Origin of the sequence: Azospirillum sp. A23 (assembly GCF_042938965.1) — a bacterium.
GTDB classification, from domain to species: domain Bacteria; phylum Pseudomonadota; class Alphaproteobacteria; order Azospirillales; family Azospirillaceae; genus Azospirillum; species Azospirillum melinis.
In genome coordinates this window covers 189,527-206,181 of the sequence record NZ_CP170669.1, presented here as the reverse complement: position 1 = coordinate 206,181, position 16,655 = coordinate 189,527, and the positions used below count along the sequence as shown (strand labels likewise).

Below are 16,655 nucleotides of genomic sequence, written 5' to 3'. Positions count from 1 at the left end.
GAGGCGCCCGAAACCGATCCGCCGGTTACGGCTTGCCGGCATCGGCGGATTTGCGGACCAGCGGGCAGTCGCTCTCGGCCAGCGGGCGGGCGGCATCGGCGGCGGCGATGACGCCGAGCTGCTTGTAATAGTCCCATTTGCCCTTGGAGTCCGCCGGGGTCTTCACCTCGAACAGGTACATGTCGCGCAACACCCGGCCATCCTCGCGAATGCGGCCGTTCCTGGTCATGAAGTCGTCGATCGGCGTGTCGCGCATCGTCTTCATGACGGTCGGCGCTTCGATGCTGCCGGCCGCCTTCACGGCCTTCAGGTAATGCGTGATCGCGCCGTAATCGCCGGCCTGCACCATGGTCGGCATGCGGCCGGTCCGCTCGAAGAACCGCTTGGAAAAGGCCCGGGTCTCCTCGTTCTGATCCCAGTAGAAGGATTCGGTCAACACCAGTCCCTGCGCCGTCTCCAGACCGAGCGCATGGATGTCCGACAGGAACATCAGAAGCCCGGCCAGCTTCTGGCCCTGCTTCGTTATGCCGAACTCCGCCGCCTGCTTGACGGTGTTGATCAGGTCGCCACCCGCGTTGGCAAGCCCGATGACCTTGGCCCCGCTCGCCTGCGCCTGCAGAAGGTAGGAGGAGAAGTCGGCGCTGTTCAGCGGATGGCGGGCCGAACCCAGCACCTTGCCGCCGGCACCGGTGACGAAGGCGGCGGTGTCGCGCTCCAGCGACAGGCCGAAGGAGTAATCCAGCGTGATGAAGTACCAGCTGTCGCCGCCCTGCTTCACCATGGTCCGCCCGGTGCCGGCGGCCAGCGCATAGGTGTCGTAGACCCAGTGGACGCCGTTGGGCGAGCAGCTCTTGCCGGTGAAGTCCGACGAGCCGCCGGCGGTGCCGAAGACGATCTTGTTCTTGCGCCGGGTCAGCTCCTGGATCGCCAGCATCACCGCCGAGTTGGGCAGGTCGATCACCACCTCGACATTCTTGTTGTCGTACCAGTCGGCGGCGATCTGCACGCCGATGTCGGCCTTGTTCTGGTGGTCGGCGGACAACACCTCCACCGGACGGCCGAGCACGGAGGCGCCGAAATCCTCCACGGCCATTTTCACCGCCTCGACACTGCCGCTGCCGCTGAGGTCGGCAAGCGACCCGGACAGGTCGGTCAGAACGCCGATGCGGATCGGGCCGGTCGCCTTCTGGGCAGGCGCGGATTGAGCGGTGGTCGTCTGGGCTGCGGCCGACCAGGGCAGCGTGCCGAACGTCAGCGCGATGCCTGCGGCCGTGGCGGCCAGCATTCCGTGCGACATGAGTTTCATCATGGGTCGTCCCTCCCTGTTCAGATGATTGTCTGGTTGGCTGGAGCCGTCATGATGGGCCGGTCGTTCGGCGCCGGCCCTTATAGCGGCTGGAAACTCGGCGGATCAGGAGACGGGCTTCGTCGCCGCCGCGATGGCGAGGCGGGATTCCTCTCCCGCGTGGCAGATGCCCTGCAACGCCGCCGCCATGTCGAGCATGGTGGACAGATCGACCCGGCCCGCCTGCTGCAGCATGCGCTTGGTCATGCGCACCGCTTCCGGCGGATTGGCGGCGATCTCCTCCGCCAGGGCCAGAGCCGTCGGCATCAGGTCGGCGTCCGGCACCACGCGGGACACCAGGCCCAGGGCCGCCGCTTCCGCGCCGCCGACCGCCCGTCCGGTGAAAGCCATTTCAGCGGCCACCGCCGGACCGGCGACGCGCGTGAGGAACCACAGCCCGCCATCGCCGGAAATCAGCCCCAGCTTCACGAAATTTGAACTGATCCGCGCCGACTCCCCGGCGATGCGCAGGTCGCACATGAAAACCAGATCGCAGCCTGCGCCATAGGCAGGGCCGTTCACCGCCGCGATCACCGGGATTTCGAGATCGGCCATGGCGCGGGGGATGCGCTGGACCCCGGCGCGGTAGGCGTTGCGCACCTGATCGGCCGGGCCGCCGAACATGCCGCGCCGGTCGCGGATGTCGTGGATGTTGCCGCCGGCGCTGAAGGCCTTGCCGGCGCCGGTCACCACCAGCACCCGCACCGAGCGGTCGTCCCGCACCTCCTCCAGCGCCGCGACAAGCGGGTTCAACACCGGCGGATCGGTGACGGCGTTGCGGGTCTTCGGCGCGTCCAGCGTCAGGATGGCGACGGCGCCCCGGCGCTCCAGCCGGGCGGTGCCGGTATTCTCGACAGTGTCGTCACTCATGCATCACCACCACGGCGCGGATGACATCGCCGCGCTCCACATCCTCGAAAGCATCGTTGATGGCGGCCAGCGGCAAACGCCGGTCGATCATCTCATCCAGGCGCAGCCGGCCGTCGAGATAGGCCTGCGCATAGGCCGGGAAATCGTCGGCCGCCTTCGCTCCGCCCAGGCTGGAGCGCAGGATGCGCCGCTCGCCGCTGATCGAGCCGAAGCGCAGTTCGACCAGCCGGTTGGGATCGGTCTTGCCCAGGATGGTGACGCTGCCGCCCGGCCGGGTACAGTCCACCGACTCCTGGAGCGAGCCGATGACGCCCGCCGCCTCGAAGGCGTGGTCGGCTCCGCGGCCGCCGGTGATCGCGCGCACCCGGGCCGCCAGATCCTCGCTGCCCAATTCCTCGCTGCCCAATTCCTCGCCGCCGAACATGGTGTGGGTGGCGCCGAAGGCACTGGCGCGCTCCAGCTTGTCGGCGCGGCGGTCGACGGCGACGATCGCCCCGGCCCCGGCCAGCCTTGCGCCCTGCACCACGTTCAGCCCCACCGGGCCGCAGCCGATCACCACCACGCTGTCGCCCAGCCCGACACGGGCGACGCGCAGCGCCGCTCCGACGCCGGTGATGACGCTGCAGCCCAGCAGGCAGGCGCGGTCGAAGGGCATCTCGTCCGGCACCGGAATGGCCGCGGCCTCCGGAACCACCGCGTATTCGGCGAAGGACGACACGCTGAGGAAATGGCCGACCTCCGCCCCGGAAGCGTCGCGCAGCCGCCTGCGTCCCGCCGACAGGGTCGCCGCGCGATGGTTGGGCACCACCATGTCGCACAGCATCGGCTGGTCGTGGCGGCAGTAATAGCACTGGCCGCAGGCTGCATAGATGGTGCAGACCACATGCTGGCCCGGCTTCACCCGCTGAACCGCCGACCCGACCGCCTCGACCACGCCGGCGCCCTCATGCCCGAGCACGACCGGCAGCGGCACAGCGAAGGCGCCGGTCATCGCCTCGCGGTCGGTGTGGCACAGGCCGGCCGCATGCATGCGGATCAGAACATCGCCCGGCTCAAGCGGCGCCAGGGTGAGCGGTTCGATGGACAGCGGTGCTCCCGTCTCGCGAAGCACCGCCGCCTGGAAGGTCGATCCCGCCATCCCCCTACTCCGCCGCCGGCCGCCGGGTCTCGGCATCTGCATCGGCATCGGCCAGACGCAGGATGCCGTCGTCGCTGCCGGTCTCCAAAGCGTCGCAGCGCCGCGCCACCACCCATTCCGGCCGAGGATTCTCAATGCCATGCGGCCTGTTCGAAACCTGATTGTAGACGGTGTAGATGTGCCAGCGCGCATGGCGCGACATGTTGTGGCCGGAGCCGTGAACGATGTTCGGATGGAACAGGACCACGGTGCCCGGCTTGCCGGTGATCGGCACCGGATCGCCGAACCGCGTCATGATCTCGATGACCTGATCCTTGGGCACCGTCCACAGTTTGTAGGATGTCGTGGTCTCGTCCATTTCCGGATCGAGCCGGCCCAGCTTGTGGCTGCCGGGAATGAAGTAGAGGCAGCCACCGATCTCGGTCGCCTCGTCCAGCATCAGCAGCGAGGTCGTCATGTCCGGCCGGTCGACGCCGTCGGTCTTCCAGTAGCCGTAATCCTGGTGCCACTGCCAGATGGCGCCGTCGATGGCGTCCTTCAGGTTGCACTTCGTATGATAGACGTAGGCCGGTTCGTCGCCCAGCACCTGACGCGCCGGGTCGATCACCCGCGGCAGGGTCGCCAGCGCCTGGAACGGCGGCGATGCGGTCGGGCTGGTCCCGTCATGCACACGGAAGACCGACCGGACCGCACCGCTTTTCTCACGGATGACACCTTCGGCCTTGATCCCCGTCACGCGATGCAGATCGCGGCGCAGGATTTCCACCTCCTCGCGCGACACGAGGCCGGGAAACACCAGATAGCCGCGTTCCTCATACTCGGCCACCTGCGCGTCGGTCAGTCTCATGGCACCCTCCCTCGGTTCCGCTTTGAAGATATGATTGATGTACAGCCGATATATCGGTAGGTTATTATCGTATGCGAACGGATTCAATGGAAAACGTCAACGATCCGCCCATCGAACAAATCGCCCGGGGAAAGAGCGGATCATCCGGCTGCGTCAAGCCGGCGACCGGTGCCGATACCGACAGGATCCCAAGGGAGGATGCGGCCGATGCAAATGCCGATAGGGTTGTGGACCGACCCGGTCGAACCGGAATTTCTGGCGCCCCTGAGGCGTGCAGTCGCCGACCATGTGGAGCCTGACGCCGACGCCATCGACCGGGAGGACGTCTATCCGGTCGCCGCGATCAAGGAACTGGCCCGCCAGGGCTATACCAGCCTGACGCTGCCGGAGGAGTTCGGCGGACGTGGCCTCGGCTTCGCCCATTGTGCGGCGCTGTTCGAGGAGGCCTCCTATGCCAGCGCCGCCGTCGGCATCAGCCTGATCACCATCCTGCAGGCCCAGACCATCATACGCCTGTTCGGCGCGGACAGCCTGAAAAGCACGGTTCTGCCGGAGTTCGGCCGCGGGCTGATCACCTCCTACGCCTTGACCGAGGCCAACCACGGCAGCGACATCCGCAGCCTCGACACCAAGGCGGTGCGAGACGGCGACCGCTGGATTCTGAGCGGCCGCAAATCCTTCATCACCTCCGGCTCGGCCGCGGAGGCCTATGTGATCCTGGCGGAAACGCCGGTCGGCGTGTCGGCCTTCTTCGTCCGCCAAGGCATGGATGGCGTGTCGACGGAGGAAGGGCCGAACGCCGCCACCTTCGGCCTGCGCAACGGTCCGCACGTCGATCTGGTGCTGGACCGGGTGGCGCTGCCCGCCGATCACCTGATCGGGGTGGAGGGCAAGGGCGTCCGGCAGGCGGTGACGACGCTGGACTATTCGCGGACCATGGCCGCCGCCATCAGCCTCGGCATCGCACGGGCCGCCTTCGACGGTGCGCTGGACTTCGCCGCCGGACGCAGCGCCTTCGACCGCAGGATCCTGGATTTCCAGGGAATCCAATGGTACTTCGCCGACATGCTGGCGGACATCGACGCCGCCCGGCTGCTGACCTACGAAGCCGCGCGCAAGCTGGACGCGCATGACGACATCGCCCGTTTCGGCAGCGAGGCCAAGCTGCTGGCCAGCCGGGTCGCCACCGACACCGCCGCCCGCGCCGTGCAGATTCGGCGCCTATGGCGTCATGGAATCGGCGCGCTTCGGGCGATACCTGCGCGACGCCAAGGCTTACGAGATCGCCGGCGGATCGTCGGAAATCCTCAAGAACACCATCGCCAAACGGCTGCAACAGCATGTGGCCCTGCGGCGGGAGGCGCTGTCGTGATCGCCGATCCGCTCTATGCCCGCGCCGCCGCCACGCCCGGCCGTCCCTTCCTGCTGTTCGGCGACCGCAGCATCACCTATGGCGCCATGGCGGCGCTGGTGGACGACGCCGTCGAGCGTCTGGCCGCGCAGGGTGTGACGGCCGGCAGCACCGTGGCGATGATGGTCGGCAACCGGCCGGGCTTCCTCGTCGCATGGTTCGCGCTGTCGGAGCTGGGCGCCATCACGGTTCCGCTCAACACCGCCCTGGTCGGCGAGGGGCTGCGCTATCTGCTGAAGCAGAGCGAAGCCTCCGTGCTGATCGCCGAGGAGGAGTTCCTCCCCGCCCTGCCCGCCGCCGCCCCGGCGCTGCTGCCGATGGACGACCGTTTCGAGACGGCCGCCGGCCCCGGACGGGCGCCGCGCCGCCGCCTCGCCCTGCCCGGCGGCACGGCCAACGCCATCCTCTACACCTCCGGCACCACCGGCCTGCCGAAGGGGGCGGTCATTCCGAACGCCTGCTACGAGTTGGCGGGCGAGCATATGGCGGCGGCGCTGGAGCTGACGGAGGAGGATCGGATCCTGCTGTTCCTGCCGCTGTTTCACGCCAATCCGCAGATGTATGGCGTGATGTCCTGCCTGCGGTCCGGGGCGGCGCTGGCGCTGCTGCCGCGCTTTTCGGCCTCGCGGCTGCTGGAGGATGCGCGGCGGTACGGCGCCACCGGCTTCACCTATGTCGGCACGGTGCTGAGCATCCTCGCCAAGCGGCTGACCGGGCCGGAGCGCGGCCACTCCCTGCGCTGGGCGGTCGGCGGCGGCGCGCCCCCCGGGGTCTGGCGCGAGATCGAGGAGCGGCTGGGCCTTGCGGTGCGCGAGCTGTACGGCATGACCGAGACCGGCGGCTGGGTGTCGATGAACACCGCCCGGGCCGCGAAGTTCGGCAGCGTCGGCGCGCCCCGGCCGGACACCGAACTGTGCGTGGTCGATGCCGACGACACCCCGCTCCCTCCCGGCGCGAAGGGCGAGATCGTCGTCCGTGCCCGCCGCCCCGGCCTGATGTTCGACGGCTACTGGAAGAAGCCCGAAGCGACGGTGGCGGCAACGCGGAACCTGTGGCTGCACACCGGCGACCGCGGCATGATCGACGCCGACGGCTTCCTGCATTTCGATGGCCGGATGAAGGAATTGATCCGGCGCGCCGGGGAGATGATCGCCCCCGTCGAGATCGAGACAGCCCTGCTGAAGCATCCGGCCGTTCAGGACTGCGCCGTCGTCGGCGTTGCCGACGACATCCTCGGCGAGGAGATCAAGGCGGTGATCGTTCCCCGTCCCGGCTTCGACCCACGGGACCTGCCGGCTTTCCTGACCGGCCGCATCCCGGCCTTCATGATTCCGCGCTTCGTCGAGATGCGGACGGAAATCCCGAAGACGGCCACACAGAAGGTGCAGCGCCATCTGCTGCAAGATCAGCCCGGCGACGTCGTGGACCTGGGGAGGCACAAGGCCGATACCCTTGCACGCCCCCAAAAGCGATGAGGAAAGCCCCTCGCCTAAGATCCGTTGATCGATGCAGGGTTTCCAGGCCGATCAAAGGGGGGCCTGGCTGACGAACTTCACCTGTTCGAACGCCTGGAACCCCTCGGTGCCGCCTTCCAGTCCGATGCCGCTGTCCTTGATGCCGCCGAAGGGCGTTTCCGGGTGCGACACCACCCAATGGTTCACCACGACATTGCCGCATTCGATCTCCGCCGAGAGCCGGTCGGCGAGCGCGAGGTCCCGTGTGAAGACGTAGGACGCCAGCCCGAGCGACAGGCGGTTCGCCAATCCCACCGCTTCGTCCGCGTCGCGGAAGGAGGCAACCAGCGCCAGCGGCCCGAACGGCTCTTCGCTGGCCGCCCGGCAGGCGTCGGTGACGCCGGTCAGCACCGTCGGCCGATAGAAGAAGCCGGGCCGGTCGATGCGGGCGCCGCCGGCCGCCACCGTCGCGCCGTTCCGCCGGGCATCCTCCACCAGCGCTTCGACCGCTGCCAGCCGGCGGGCGTTCTGCACCGGACCCATCTGCGTCGCGCTGTCGAAGGGATCGCCGACACGGATGGCCGTTGCCGCTTCGGCGAAAGCGGCGGCGAAACGGTCATGGATCGAGTGATGCACATAGAAGCGGGTCGGCGACGTGCAGATTTGCCCGGAACTGCGGAACTTGGCGGCAGCCGCACCGCGGGCCACCGCGTCGACGTCCACGTCGGGAAAGACCAGCACCGGGGCGTGGCCGCCCAGCTCGAAGACGCCGCGCTTCATCGTCCGCGTCGCCAGGGCGGCCAGATGCTTGCCGACGGGGATCGAGCCGGTGAAGGACACCATGCGGATGGCTTCCGCCTCCAGAAGCCGCTCGGCCACCGCACCGGGGTTGCCGAACAGCATGTTGGCGACACCGGCGGGCAGACCGCTTTCGGCCAGCGCCCGGGCGATGAAGAGGGCGGACGCCGGCGTCCCTTCCGATGGCTTGATGACGATGGAGCAGCCCGCCCCCAGCGCGCCCGCGATCTTGCGCGCTGGCGTGATCGCCGGGGCGTTCCAGCCGCTGAAGGCCGCCACCGGCCCGACGGGCTCGCGCAGCGCCATCAGCCGATGGCCCGGCGTGCGGGGCGGGATGATGCGGCCATAGGACCGGCGGCATTCCTCCGCGGCCCAGTCGAACATGCCGGCCGCCGTCTCGACCTCGCGCACGGCCTCGACGACCGGCTTGCCCAGTTCCAGGGCGATCAGGGCGGCGAGGCTGCCGGCATCCGCCCGCATCAGGTCGGCCGTGCGGCGCAACAGCGCCGACCGCTCGACCGCGCTGGTCCGCCGCCAGAGCCGGAAGCCATCGGCTGCCGCCGCCACCGCCGCATCCACGTCGTCGGCACCGGCGTGGGGCAGCAGTCCGAGCGTCGCGCCGGTCGCGGGGTCGATCACCGGTTCGCCGGTCCGGCCTCCGGCCTCGATCCAGCGCCCACCGATCCACAGGCAAAGGTCAGGATAGGCGGTGTTCGTCATCGTCGCCTCTATACAGCCAAGTTCGATGGACCCAAGGCGGCGCGAAGCACGCCCGGATCGCAGAGCCGGAAACCCGGTCCGCTGAGCTCTCGCAGCCGCGCCAGCCCGGCTTCCAGCCATGCCGGGTCCTGGCGGCCGGCCCAGAACAGCGGCCCGCCCTCCCAGGCCGGAAAGCCATAGCCGTTGACCAGCACGAGGTCGATGTCCGACGCGCGGGCGGCAACCCCCTCCGACAGCAGGCAGGCGGCTTCGTTGACCATGGTCAGCAGCACACGGGTGACGATCTCCTCGTCGGAAACCGCAGCGCGGGCGATGCCCTTGGCCGCCGACGCCGCTTCGATCAGCGCGGTGACCTCCGGGTCCGGTTCGCCCCGCTTCGCGCCGGACGGATAGCGGTAATAGCCAGCGCCGGTCTTGCGGCCGAACCGTCCAACCTCGCACAGCCGGTCGGGAATCTCGACGTAGCGGGCCGCAGGATCACGGGTCGCGGCCTGTTGCCGGCGCATCCGCCAGGCGATGTCCAGTCCGGACAGGTCGGCCACCGCGAACGGCCCCATGGCGAAACCGAACCGCTCCAGCGCCGCGTCGACATCCGCCGGAAGCGCCCCTTCCTCGATCAGGAATTCGCATTGGCGGCGGTAGGCGGCATAGATGCGGTTGCCGATGAAGCCGAAGGCGTTGCCCGCCACCACCGGGAGCTTGCCGAGCCGCTTCGCCAGCGCGAGTCCGGTCGCCAGAGCGTCGGGCGCGGTTTTCGCCCCGCGGACCACCTCCAGCAGGCGCATGACGTTGGCCGGGCTGAAAAAATGCAGACCCACCACATCCTGCGGCCGTCCGGTGGCCGCCGCGATGGCGTCGAGATCCAGATAGGAGGTGTTCGACGCCAGCACCGTCCCCGGCGCCAGCACGGCATCCAGGCGGCGGAACAGGTCCTGCTTGACCGGGATATCCTCGAACACCGCCTCGATCACCAGATCGGCGGTGGCGAGCGCCACCATGTCGGTGGTCGGATCGAGCGCCGCGAGCCGCTTCCCAGCCTCCCCGGCGCTCATCTTCCCGCCATCCACCCGGCGGGCGTAGTGGTCGCGCAGCCGGGCCATCCCGGACTCCAGCGCTTGCGCGTCGCGTTCCAGCAGCGTCACCGGCAGACCGGCGTCCAGCGCGTCGATGACGATGCCTGTCCCCATCGTGCCGGCGCCGATCACGCCGATCCGCTCCAGCCGCCGCGCCGCCACGCCATCCAACCCGGGAAGGCGGGCCGAATCCCGCTCGGCGAAGAACAGGTGGCGGCGGGCGAAGGCTTCCGTCTCCAGGCGCAGCCGTTGGAAAACCGCACGCTCATCCGCCAGCGCTTCGTCCAGCGGCCGCCCGGCCGCGGCACGGACGGCACGGATCGCCTCCACCACCGGAGGACGCCCGCGACCGGCGCGCAGGGCGGCGCTGGCCGCGGCCTCGATGCGCTCGGCCGGCTCTGTCGGGACGGCGCGGTTGGCCACCCGGTTCTTGGCCCCGGCGAGACCCCGCGCATGGGCGACGGCGGATGCCCGCAAGGACTGCGCTCCATCCCCCTCCGCCACCGCATCGACCAGCCCGAGCGCCAGCGCATCGGCGGCGGATACCCGACGGCCTTCGCAGATCAGGCCGATGGCGGTGGAAACGCCGACCAGACGCGGCAGGCGCTGCGTGCCTCCGGCGCCGGGGATCATGCCCAGCGTCACCTCCGGCAGCCCCACCCGCGTGCCGGGGGCCGCGACGCGGGCGTCGCAGCCCAGCGCCAGCTCGAACCCGCCGCCCAGCGCCGCCCCGTGCAGGGCGGCGACCACCGGCTTCGCGCAGGCCTCGATGGCGGCGATGACGGCGGGAAGCTGCGGCTCCTCCAGCGGCTGGCCGAACTCGCGCAGATCGGAGCCGGCGATGAAGGTCCTGCCGGCGCCGATCAGCACCGCCGCTTCCAGATCGGGATCCGCCGCGACCGTCGCGACGGCGTCGAGCAGCCCGCGGCGCACGGCGGCGGACCCGGCATTGACCGGCGGGTTGTCGATGACGATCACCGCCACCCCGCCGTCGCGCTCCAGCCGGACCGTTCCGCCGGCCCGGTCGCCGAGCACTTCGGCCTGCCTGCCGGTCACTTCGCCACCAGCGGGCAGCCGCCCTGGTCCATCGGGCGGAAGGCCTTGTCGCCGGGCACCGTTTCCAGGACCTTGTAATAGTCCCACGGCCCCTTGGACTCCGACGGCTTCTTCACCTGCATCAGGTACATGTCGCGGATAACCCGCCCGTCGGGACGGATGGAGCCGTTTTTGGTGTAGAAGTCGTCGATCGGAGTCTTGCGCATCTGTTCGGCCACCTTGGTGGCGTCGTCGCTGTCGATGGCCTGGATCGCCTTCAGATAATGGGTGACGGCGCCATAGACCGCCGCCTGCAAACCGCCGGGCGCCCGGCCGTTGAAACGGTCCATGAACCGCTTGCTCCAGGCCCGCGTCTCGTCGTTCATGTCCCAATAGAAGCTTTCGGCGAAGGTCAGGCCCTGTGCGCTCTCCAGCCCCAGGGCATGGATGTCGGGCAAATTGACCAGCAGCGCCGCCATCGTCTTGCCGCCGGCGGTGATGCCGAACTCGTTCGCCTGCTTGACGGCATTGATCATGTCGGCCCCGGCGTTCGCCAGCCCGATCACGGTGGCCGTCGATGCCTGCGCCTGCAGCAGGTAGGAGGAGAAGTCCGCGGTGTTGAGCGGCGCCCGCACCGCCCCGACGACCGTGCCGCCGTTGGCCTTGACCACACGGGTCGCCTCGCCTTCCAGCGCGTGGCCGAAGCTGTAGTCGGCGGTCAGGAAATACCAGTCCTTCAGGCCGCGCTTGACCAGCGCGGTGGTGGCGACGGTCGGCAGGGCATAGTTGTCGTAGGCCCAATGCACGCCGACGGGCGAACAGGCCTTGCCCGTCAGGTCCGGCGTACCGGGGCCGGTCGCCAGGAACATGCGGTTCTTCTCGCGCGAGAGCCCCTGCACCGACAGGGCCACGGCGGACGACACCACCTCGGTGATCGCGTCGACCCCCTCGACGTCATACCAGCGCCGTGCGATGCCGGAGCCCACGTCCGCCTTGTTCTGGTGGTCGGCCGAGACGATCTCGATCGCGGCGCCATTGACCTTGCCGCCGAAATCCTCCGCCGCCATCTGGGCGGCCAGCACGGCTCCGGCGCCGACATTGTCGGAATAGGGACCGGACATGTCGGTCAGAACGCCGATCTTCACCGTCTTGCCGGAAATCTCGGCCGCCGCGCTGCCGGCCAGACCGATGGTCAGTGCCGCGACGGCCGTGGCGGTCAGCGCCCGCAGACCGGGCACCCGAACAGTGATGGCACGCATGATTGGTCCCTCCCCAGGGAATTGGTGGCCGCCGCCTTCGTTGCGGGCGGCGGCCGGTTGTTGTCGAAGCGCTTGCCGTTGGAATGCCTGCCGTCGGAACGGGGCTCAGCGGTGGGCGATCTCGCTCAGGACCGGCAGCAGATGGACGACGAAGCCTTCCGGGTCCTCGCTCATCGGGAAATGGCCCAGCCCCGGCATGATCGATACGGTGGCGCCGGGGATGCAGGCGGCGGTCTCCAATGTGTCGGCCGGAGAGCAGGAGTAGTCGTATTCGCCGGTGAGCAGATAGAGCGGGCAGCGGCTGGTGTCGATCTCGCTCAGCCGATGGCGGATGTCGCCGTCCACCTTGTAGAAATAGAGGTCGCCTTTGAAGATGCCCGGACCGCCCTGCATGTAGTGCCACACCGTTTCCCAGCGGTGGGCGTCGGGCGCGTTCGGCCCGACCAGCCCGGCGGCGATGGCGGCACAGACCTCCCCGCCATGCACGTCCGGATGATGCAGCCAGGTCGTGTCGTAATAGGGATGGACGTGGGCCGAGGATTGCAGCCCGATGATGGCGCGGAACTCCTCGGCATGCTCCATCGCCAGATGCAGCGCGATGCGCCCGCCGATGGAACAGCCCATCGCCACCGGACGGTCCAGCTCCAGCGCCCGGCAGACGGTCAGGATGATGTCGGTGTAGTCGGCGCTGGTCAGCTGGTAGTCGCCGTCCTGCCAGCCGGCGGGCGGCGAGGATTTGCCGTGCCAGGGCAGGTCGAAGGCGATGACGCGGAAATCGCGGGTGATGCGCGGGTCGTTCAGGATGCCGCGGAACTGGCGGCCGTCCGAACCGGCGGTGTGCAGGCAGACCAGCGGAATGCCCTGCCCCGCCTCTTCGAAATAGATCCGGTGCTCGCGGCCCTTGTAATCCAGCCGCATGTAACGCCCGGTGATGGATTCGATCGTCGCACGCATCAGGCGGTTTCCTTCGGGCTGCGCAGGCTGGCCATCACGTCCTTGATGTAGAGCAGGTTGGCCATGAAGGGTTGCAGGTTGCCGGACAGGGTCAGGTCGCCCCGCCGCAGCAGGGCGAACAGGTCGTGGAAGCCCGGCGGCGGCAGCGGCTGCCAGAAGCGCGCCAGCGCATCGGCGGGGCAGGACAGGCCGAAGGTCCAGGACGGCATGACGAACGGACCCTTGCGAACCTCGGCGATCCGCCCGCGGTCGATGGAGATCAGATAGGCGTCGGCGCCGATGTCCAGCCGCATCACCGCGGTCAGGAAACGGCCGCGATGGACGAGCCGTTCATTGGCGTTCACAAGCTCCGGCAGTGAGAGCACATCCGGCCTGGACATCATCGGTTCCTCCCGGAACGGGTTTCGGTGTCGTCTTCTTGGGGATGCGCGGGCGCATCCGCCGTTGCGAGTTGGACCAGCGCGTCGACCGCCACCGCCCCCTGCCCGTCAGCCATCACCATCAGCGGGTTGATCTCCGCCTCCAGCACGGTCACGTCGTCCAGCAGGGCAAGACGGGAGACGGCGACCAGCGCATCGGCGACGGCGCCGAGGTCGCCCGCGGTCCGGCCACGATAGCCGGCCAGGGCCTGGAGCGCCTTCACCTCGCCGATCATCTCCAGCGCGGTGGCCCGGTCCACCGGAGCCAGCCGCAGGGCACGGTCGCGGTAGATCTCGGTCAGCACGCCACCGGCGGCCAGCATCACCACCGGCCCGACCTGGGGGTCGCGGCGCAGACCGACCAGCACCTCGCCCACGCCTCGGGTCATCGGCTGGACCAGGATCCTGCGCACGCCCACCCCCGGCCGCGCGGCTTCGACACGGTCGCGGATCGCCGCCATGGCGGCCGACAGCGCGCCGGCATCGGCGACGTTCAGCACCACGCCGCCGACGTCGGTCTTGTGGGCGATGTCCGGGTGCAGGACCTTGGCGACCACCGGATAGGCGAAGGGAAGCTCCGGCACCGGTTCGCCGACCGTCAGCACCGCGACCGGCGCATGGGGGACGCCGACGCGGGCGAAGAGACGGTAGGCCTCGGCCTCGTCGATGGGCCGCCCGGCACCCGATCCGGCATCCGGCGGAACCGCCGGCGGCGGGGTCGCCAGTTCGGGACGGGGAACCCGTCGGTTGAACGCGGCGGCGATCACGTCGGCGCCGGATTCCGGTGCGCGGAAGCAGGGGACCCCGGCGGCGCTCAGGCGCAGCAGCGCTTCCGGCGCCTCCGGCACGATGAAGGCGGCCAGCGGCTTGTCATGCTCGCGGGCGCTGTCGATCACCGGCGCCACCGCCAGATCGGGCTGGAAGCGGGCGGAGGAACCGACCGTCGCCAGCACCAGATCGAATTCCGGCGCGGTCTGCATCACCCCCAGCGCGGCCTTCATCACGTCGTAACGGGTGCCCGCCAGCGTCAGATCGACCAGGCGCCCCTCCCCTGCCACGATCCCGACCTCGGCAAGGCGGCGTACGGTGTCCGGGCTGGGGGCGGCGACCCGCACGCCGCGGATGGCAAGCTGGTCGATGGCCATGGCGGCACCGCCGCCGGTGGTGGTGACGACGCCGACAGCAGGATGCCGCACCGATTTCACCGGCATCCGGTTGAGCAGCGGCATGATCTCCAGCAGCCCGTCGAAGGATTCCACCCGCGCGATTCCGCAATCGCGCAGGAAGGTGTCGGCGACATCATCCTCCCCGGCCAGCGCGCCGGTGTGGGAGACCGCCAGTTCCGCCGCCTCCGCCGAACGGCCCAGCTTGTAGGCCGCCACCGGCTTGCCGCGCTCCGCCGCCGCCAAAGCGAAGCGGCGGAGCGCGTCGGCGTTGCGCATCGATTCCAGAAACAGCAGATAACCGCCGATCTTCGGATCATCGAGCGTCGCCTCGCAGATCTCGCCGACCGACAAATCCACTTCGCCGCCGACCGACACCAGCCCGGCGAAACCGACGCCGCGCGCCTTGCCGCGCGACAGCATCGCACCGATCAGGCTTCCGCTGTGCGAGGCGACGAACACCCCGCCTTCCGGCAGGTCGGGTTCGGCGAAGGCGGCGTTGGCGGTCAGCACCAGCCGCTCATGCACATTGACAACGCCGATGCTGGACGGGCCGAGCACACGCACGCCATAGGACCGGCCGATCTCGGCCAGCCGCTTTTCGCGTTCGATGCCGGCGCCGCCCGCTTCGGAGAAACCGCCGGCCAGGATGGTCGCGACCGGGACGCCCAGCCGCCCGCACTCCTCCAGCGCTGCGATGGCCGCGTCGGTGCCGGTCAGGATGAAGGCGTGGTCCGGCCGTTCCGGCAGGGCCGACAGCGACGCGAAGGCCGGCTCGCCCTGCACGGTGGCGCGGGTCGGGTTGACGCTGTAGACCGCGCCGCCATAGCCGGCGCGGCGCAGGAAGCGCAGCGGACGCGCGGCGGTCTTGGCGATGTCGTCCGACACCCCGACCAGCGCCACCGTCCGCGGCCGCAGCAGGGCCTCGGCCAGGGCAGAGCCGGTGCAGCCTTTGAGGGCGGTGCCGCTCACGACCGGCTCTCCCGCGGCGGGCGCTGGTCGAAGCGGCGCTCGAACAGCTCTTCGGCGATGCGGTTCTTCAGGATCTCGATGGAGCCGCCGGCGATCATCCAGCCGCGCGTCCGCTTCACGCAATATTCGACCAGGGCCTCCTGGCTGTAGCCGGTGCCGCCCATGATCTGCAGGGCCTCGTTGGCGACCTCGAAGCCGGCGAGGTTGCAGGCCAGCTTGGCGATGGAGGTCTCATAGGCCGACGGCAGGCCGTTGTCGGCATTGGTGGCGGCACGGTAGAGCAGCAGCTGCGCACCCTCCAGCTTCAGCGCCATGTCGGCGAATTTCCATTGCAGCCCCTGGAATTCGCACAAGGGGCGGCCGAACTGGATCCGCGTCTCCGCATGCGCCTTGGCAAGGTTGAAGGCATGGCGACCAAGCGCCAGCGCCCGCGATGCGTTGCCGATGCGCTCCACGTTGAAGCCGGCAATCTGCTTCTTGAAACCGCCCGGCCCCAGCAGGACATTCGCCTTGGGAATTCGGCAGTCCTCGAAATAGAGCTGGCACCATTCCTCTCCGCTCATGAAGGCGGAGGGCTGGCCGACGGCGAAGCCGGGGGTGCCGCGTTCGATCAGCACCGAACCGATGCCGCCGACGCCGGGGGCGAAGCGGACATAGATCAGGAACAGCGTCGCTTCCGGGCTGTGGGTGGAAAAGACCTTCGACCCGTTGATGACGTAATGGTCGCCGTCCTCGCGGGCGCTGGTCTTCAGATCGGTGACGGCCGATCCGGCGTCCGGTTCGCTCATGCCCAGCGCCAGCAGCGTGCGCCCGCCGAGCAGGTCGCCCAGCCAGCGCTCCTTCTGCTCGGGGCTGGCATATTCGGCGAAGGTGCGGATCGGCCCGAAATTGCCCGCCTGGACGACGTCGGCGCTCTTGGGGCAGACCAGCGCCAACTCCTGGATGGCGATCACCGCGTCCATCAGCGTGCCGCCGACGCCGCCATCCTCCTCGCGGATGGTGATGCCCAGCAGGCCCATCTCCGATAGCTTCGCGGCCACGTCCCAGGGAAAGGCCGGGGAATGGGCGCGCTTCAGCGCGTCGGCGGCCAGCTCGGCGCGGGCAAAGCGGCGCACGGAGTCGGCGAAGGCGCGCTGTTCCTGGTTGAGTTGAAAGTCCATGGCTCCGACGGGGCTATCGATTTGCGTTACGGACAAT

12 protein-coding genes and 1 pseudogene are annotated in these 16,655 nt (G+C 69.3%); 2 read left to right on the top strand and 11 right to left on the bottom strand.

The window, feature by feature from the left end:
- Positions 1-25: 25 nt before the first annotated feature.
- The 4 genes from ABNQ40_RS33625 to ABNQ40_RS33610 all read right to left on the bottom strand — a co-directional run bounded on the left by ABNQ40_RS33625 (position 26) and on the right by ABNQ40_RS33610 (position 4,200).
- Entirely contained in the window at positions 26-1,306 is a 1,281-nt protein-coding gene (locus ABNQ40_RS33625) for an ABC transporter substrate-binding protein (RefSeq protein WP_109490869.1), read from the bottom strand.
- A gap of 105 nt (positions 1,307-1,411) precedes the next feature.
- A complete protein-coding gene (locus tag ABNQ40_RS33620) occupies positions 1,412-2,215 on the bottom strand; it encodes an enoyl-CoA hydratase-related protein (RefSeq protein ID WP_109049244.1) in 804 nt (267 codons plus the stop codon).
- On the bottom strand, positions 2,208-3,353 hold the full coding sequence (locus tag ABNQ40_RS33615) for an alcohol dehydrogenase catalytic domain-containing protein (RefSeq protein WP_158285561.1): 1,146 nt from the start codon (positions 3,351-3,353) through the stop codon (positions 2,208-2,210). Before ABNQ40_RS33615 ends, ABNQ40_RS33620 begins: the two co-directional genes overlap by 8 nt.
- Before the next feature lie 4 nt (positions 3,354-3,357).
- Positions 3,358-4,200, bottom strand: coding sequence for a phytanoyl-CoA dioxygenase family protein (locus tag ABNQ40_RS33610; protein ID WP_391349322.1), 843 nt, complete (start codon positions 4,198-4,200; stop codon positions 3,358-3,360).
- A 198-nt stretch (positions 4,201-4,398) separates the two neighbouring features.
- Between ABNQ40_RS33610 and ABNQ40_RS33605 the strand changes: the two are divergent.
- Both ABNQ40_RS33605 and ABNQ40_RS33600 read left to right on the top strand, forming a co-directional pair.
- Positions 4,399-5,572 (top strand): annotated as a pseudogene (locus tag ABNQ40_RS33605) (acyl-CoA dehydrogenase family protein).
- The gene (locus ABNQ40_RS33600; protein WP_109049248.1) at positions 5,569-7,086 is read left to right on the top strand and encodes a class I adenylate-forming enzyme family protein; all 1,518 of its coding nucleotides are present in this window, start codon (positions 5,569-5,571) and stop codon (positions 7,084-7,086) included. The pseudogene ABNQ40_RS33605 and the gene ABNQ40_RS33600 overlap by 4 nt, the downstream one beginning before the upstream one ends.
- 51 nt (positions 7,087-7,137) lie before the next feature.
- Here the strand turns inward: ABNQ40_RS33600 and ABNQ40_RS33595 are convergent, their stop codons facing one another.
- From ABNQ40_RS33595 to ABNQ40_RS33565, 7 genes are all read right to left on the bottom strand, one after another.
- Positions 7,138-8,583 carry an NAD-dependent succinate-semialdehyde dehydrogenase gene (locus tag ABNQ40_RS33595; protein WP_109049249.1) on the bottom strand — a complete coding sequence of 482 codons (1,446 nt, stop codon included), beginning with the start codon at positions 8,581-8,583 and terminating at the stop codon, positions 7,138-7,140.
- An 8-nt stretch (positions 8,584-8,591) separates the two neighbouring features.
- A complete protein-coding gene (locus tag ABNQ40_RS33590) occupies positions 8,592-10,712 on the bottom strand; it encodes a 3-hydroxyacyl-CoA dehydrogenase NAD-binding domain-containing protein (protein ID WP_391349319.1) in 2,121 nt (706 codons plus the stop codon).
- Complete coding sequence (locus ABNQ40_RS33585; RefSeq protein ID WP_109049250.1) at positions 10,709-11,950, bottom strand: ABC transporter substrate-binding protein; 1,242 nt, start codon at positions 11,948-11,950, stop codon at positions 10,709-10,711. Before ABNQ40_RS33585 ends, ABNQ40_RS33590 begins: the two co-directional genes overlap by 4 nt.
- Before the next feature lie 105 nt (positions 11,951-12,055).
- Positions 12,056-12,904: an alpha/beta fold hydrolase gene (locus ABNQ40_RS33580; protein ID WP_109049251.1), complete on the bottom strand. Its 849-nt coding sequence runs from the start codon at positions 12,902-12,904 to the stop codon at positions 12,056-12,058.
- Positions 12,904-13,287: a hypothetical protein gene (locus ABNQ40_RS33575; RefSeq protein ID WP_109049252.1), complete on the bottom strand. Its 384-nt coding sequence runs from the start codon at positions 13,285-13,287 to the stop codon at positions 12,904-12,906. The genes ABNQ40_RS33580 and ABNQ40_RS33575 overlap by 1 nt, the downstream gene beginning before the upstream one ends.
- Complete coding sequence (locus tag ABNQ40_RS33570; RefSeq protein WP_109049253.1) at positions 13,284-15,458, bottom strand: acetate--CoA ligase family protein; 2,175 nt, start codon at positions 15,456-15,458, stop codon at positions 13,284-13,286. The genes ABNQ40_RS33575 and ABNQ40_RS33570 overlap by 4 nt, the downstream gene beginning before the upstream one ends.
- Positions 15,455-16,618, bottom strand: coding sequence for an acyl-CoA dehydrogenase family protein (locus tag ABNQ40_RS33565; RefSeq protein ID WP_109049254.1), 1,164 nt, complete (start codon positions 16,616-16,618; stop codon positions 15,455-15,457). Before ABNQ40_RS33565 ends, ABNQ40_RS33570 begins: the two co-directional genes overlap by 4 nt.
- Positions 16,619-16,655: the final 37 nt, after the last annotated feature.

Bases quoted from the DNA above. Each gene is read 5' to 3' on its own strand.
- ABNQ40_RS33625 (WP_109490869.1), bottom strand. From the start codon at position 1,306: ATGAAACTCATGTCGCACGGAATGCTGGCCGCCACGGCCGCAGGCATC.
- ABNQ40_RS33620 (WP_109049244.1), bottom strand. From the start codon at position 2,215: ATGAGTGACGACACTGTCGAGAATACCGGCACCGCCCGGCTGGAGCGC.
- ABNQ40_RS33615 (WP_158285561.1), bottom strand. From the start codon at position 3,353: ATGGCGGGATCGACCTTCCAGGCGGCGGTGCTTCGCGAGACGGGAGCA.
- ABNQ40_RS33610 (WP_391349322.1), bottom strand. From the start codon at position 4,200: ATGAGACTGACCGACGCGCAGGTGGCCGAGTATGAGGAACGCGGCTAT.
- ABNQ40_RS33595 (WP_109049249.1), bottom strand. From the start codon at position 8,583: ATGACGAACACCGCCTATCCTGACCTTTGCCTGTGGATCGGTGGGCGC.
- ABNQ40_RS33585 (WP_109049250.1), bottom strand. From the start codon at position 11,950: ATGCGTGCCATCACTGTTCGGGTGCCCGGTCTGCGGGCGCTGACCGCC.
- ABNQ40_RS33580 (WP_109049251.1), bottom strand. From the start codon at position 12,904: ATGCGTGCGACGATCGAATCCATCACCGGGCGTTACATGCGGCTGGAT.
- ABNQ40_RS33575 (WP_109049252.1), bottom strand. From the start codon at position 13,287: ATGATGTCCAGGCCGGATGTGCTCTCACTGCCGGAGCTTGTGAACGCC.
- ABNQ40_RS33565 (WP_109049254.1), bottom strand. From the start codon at position 16,618: ATGGACTTTCAACTCAACCAGGAACAGCGCGCCTTCGCCGACTCCGTG.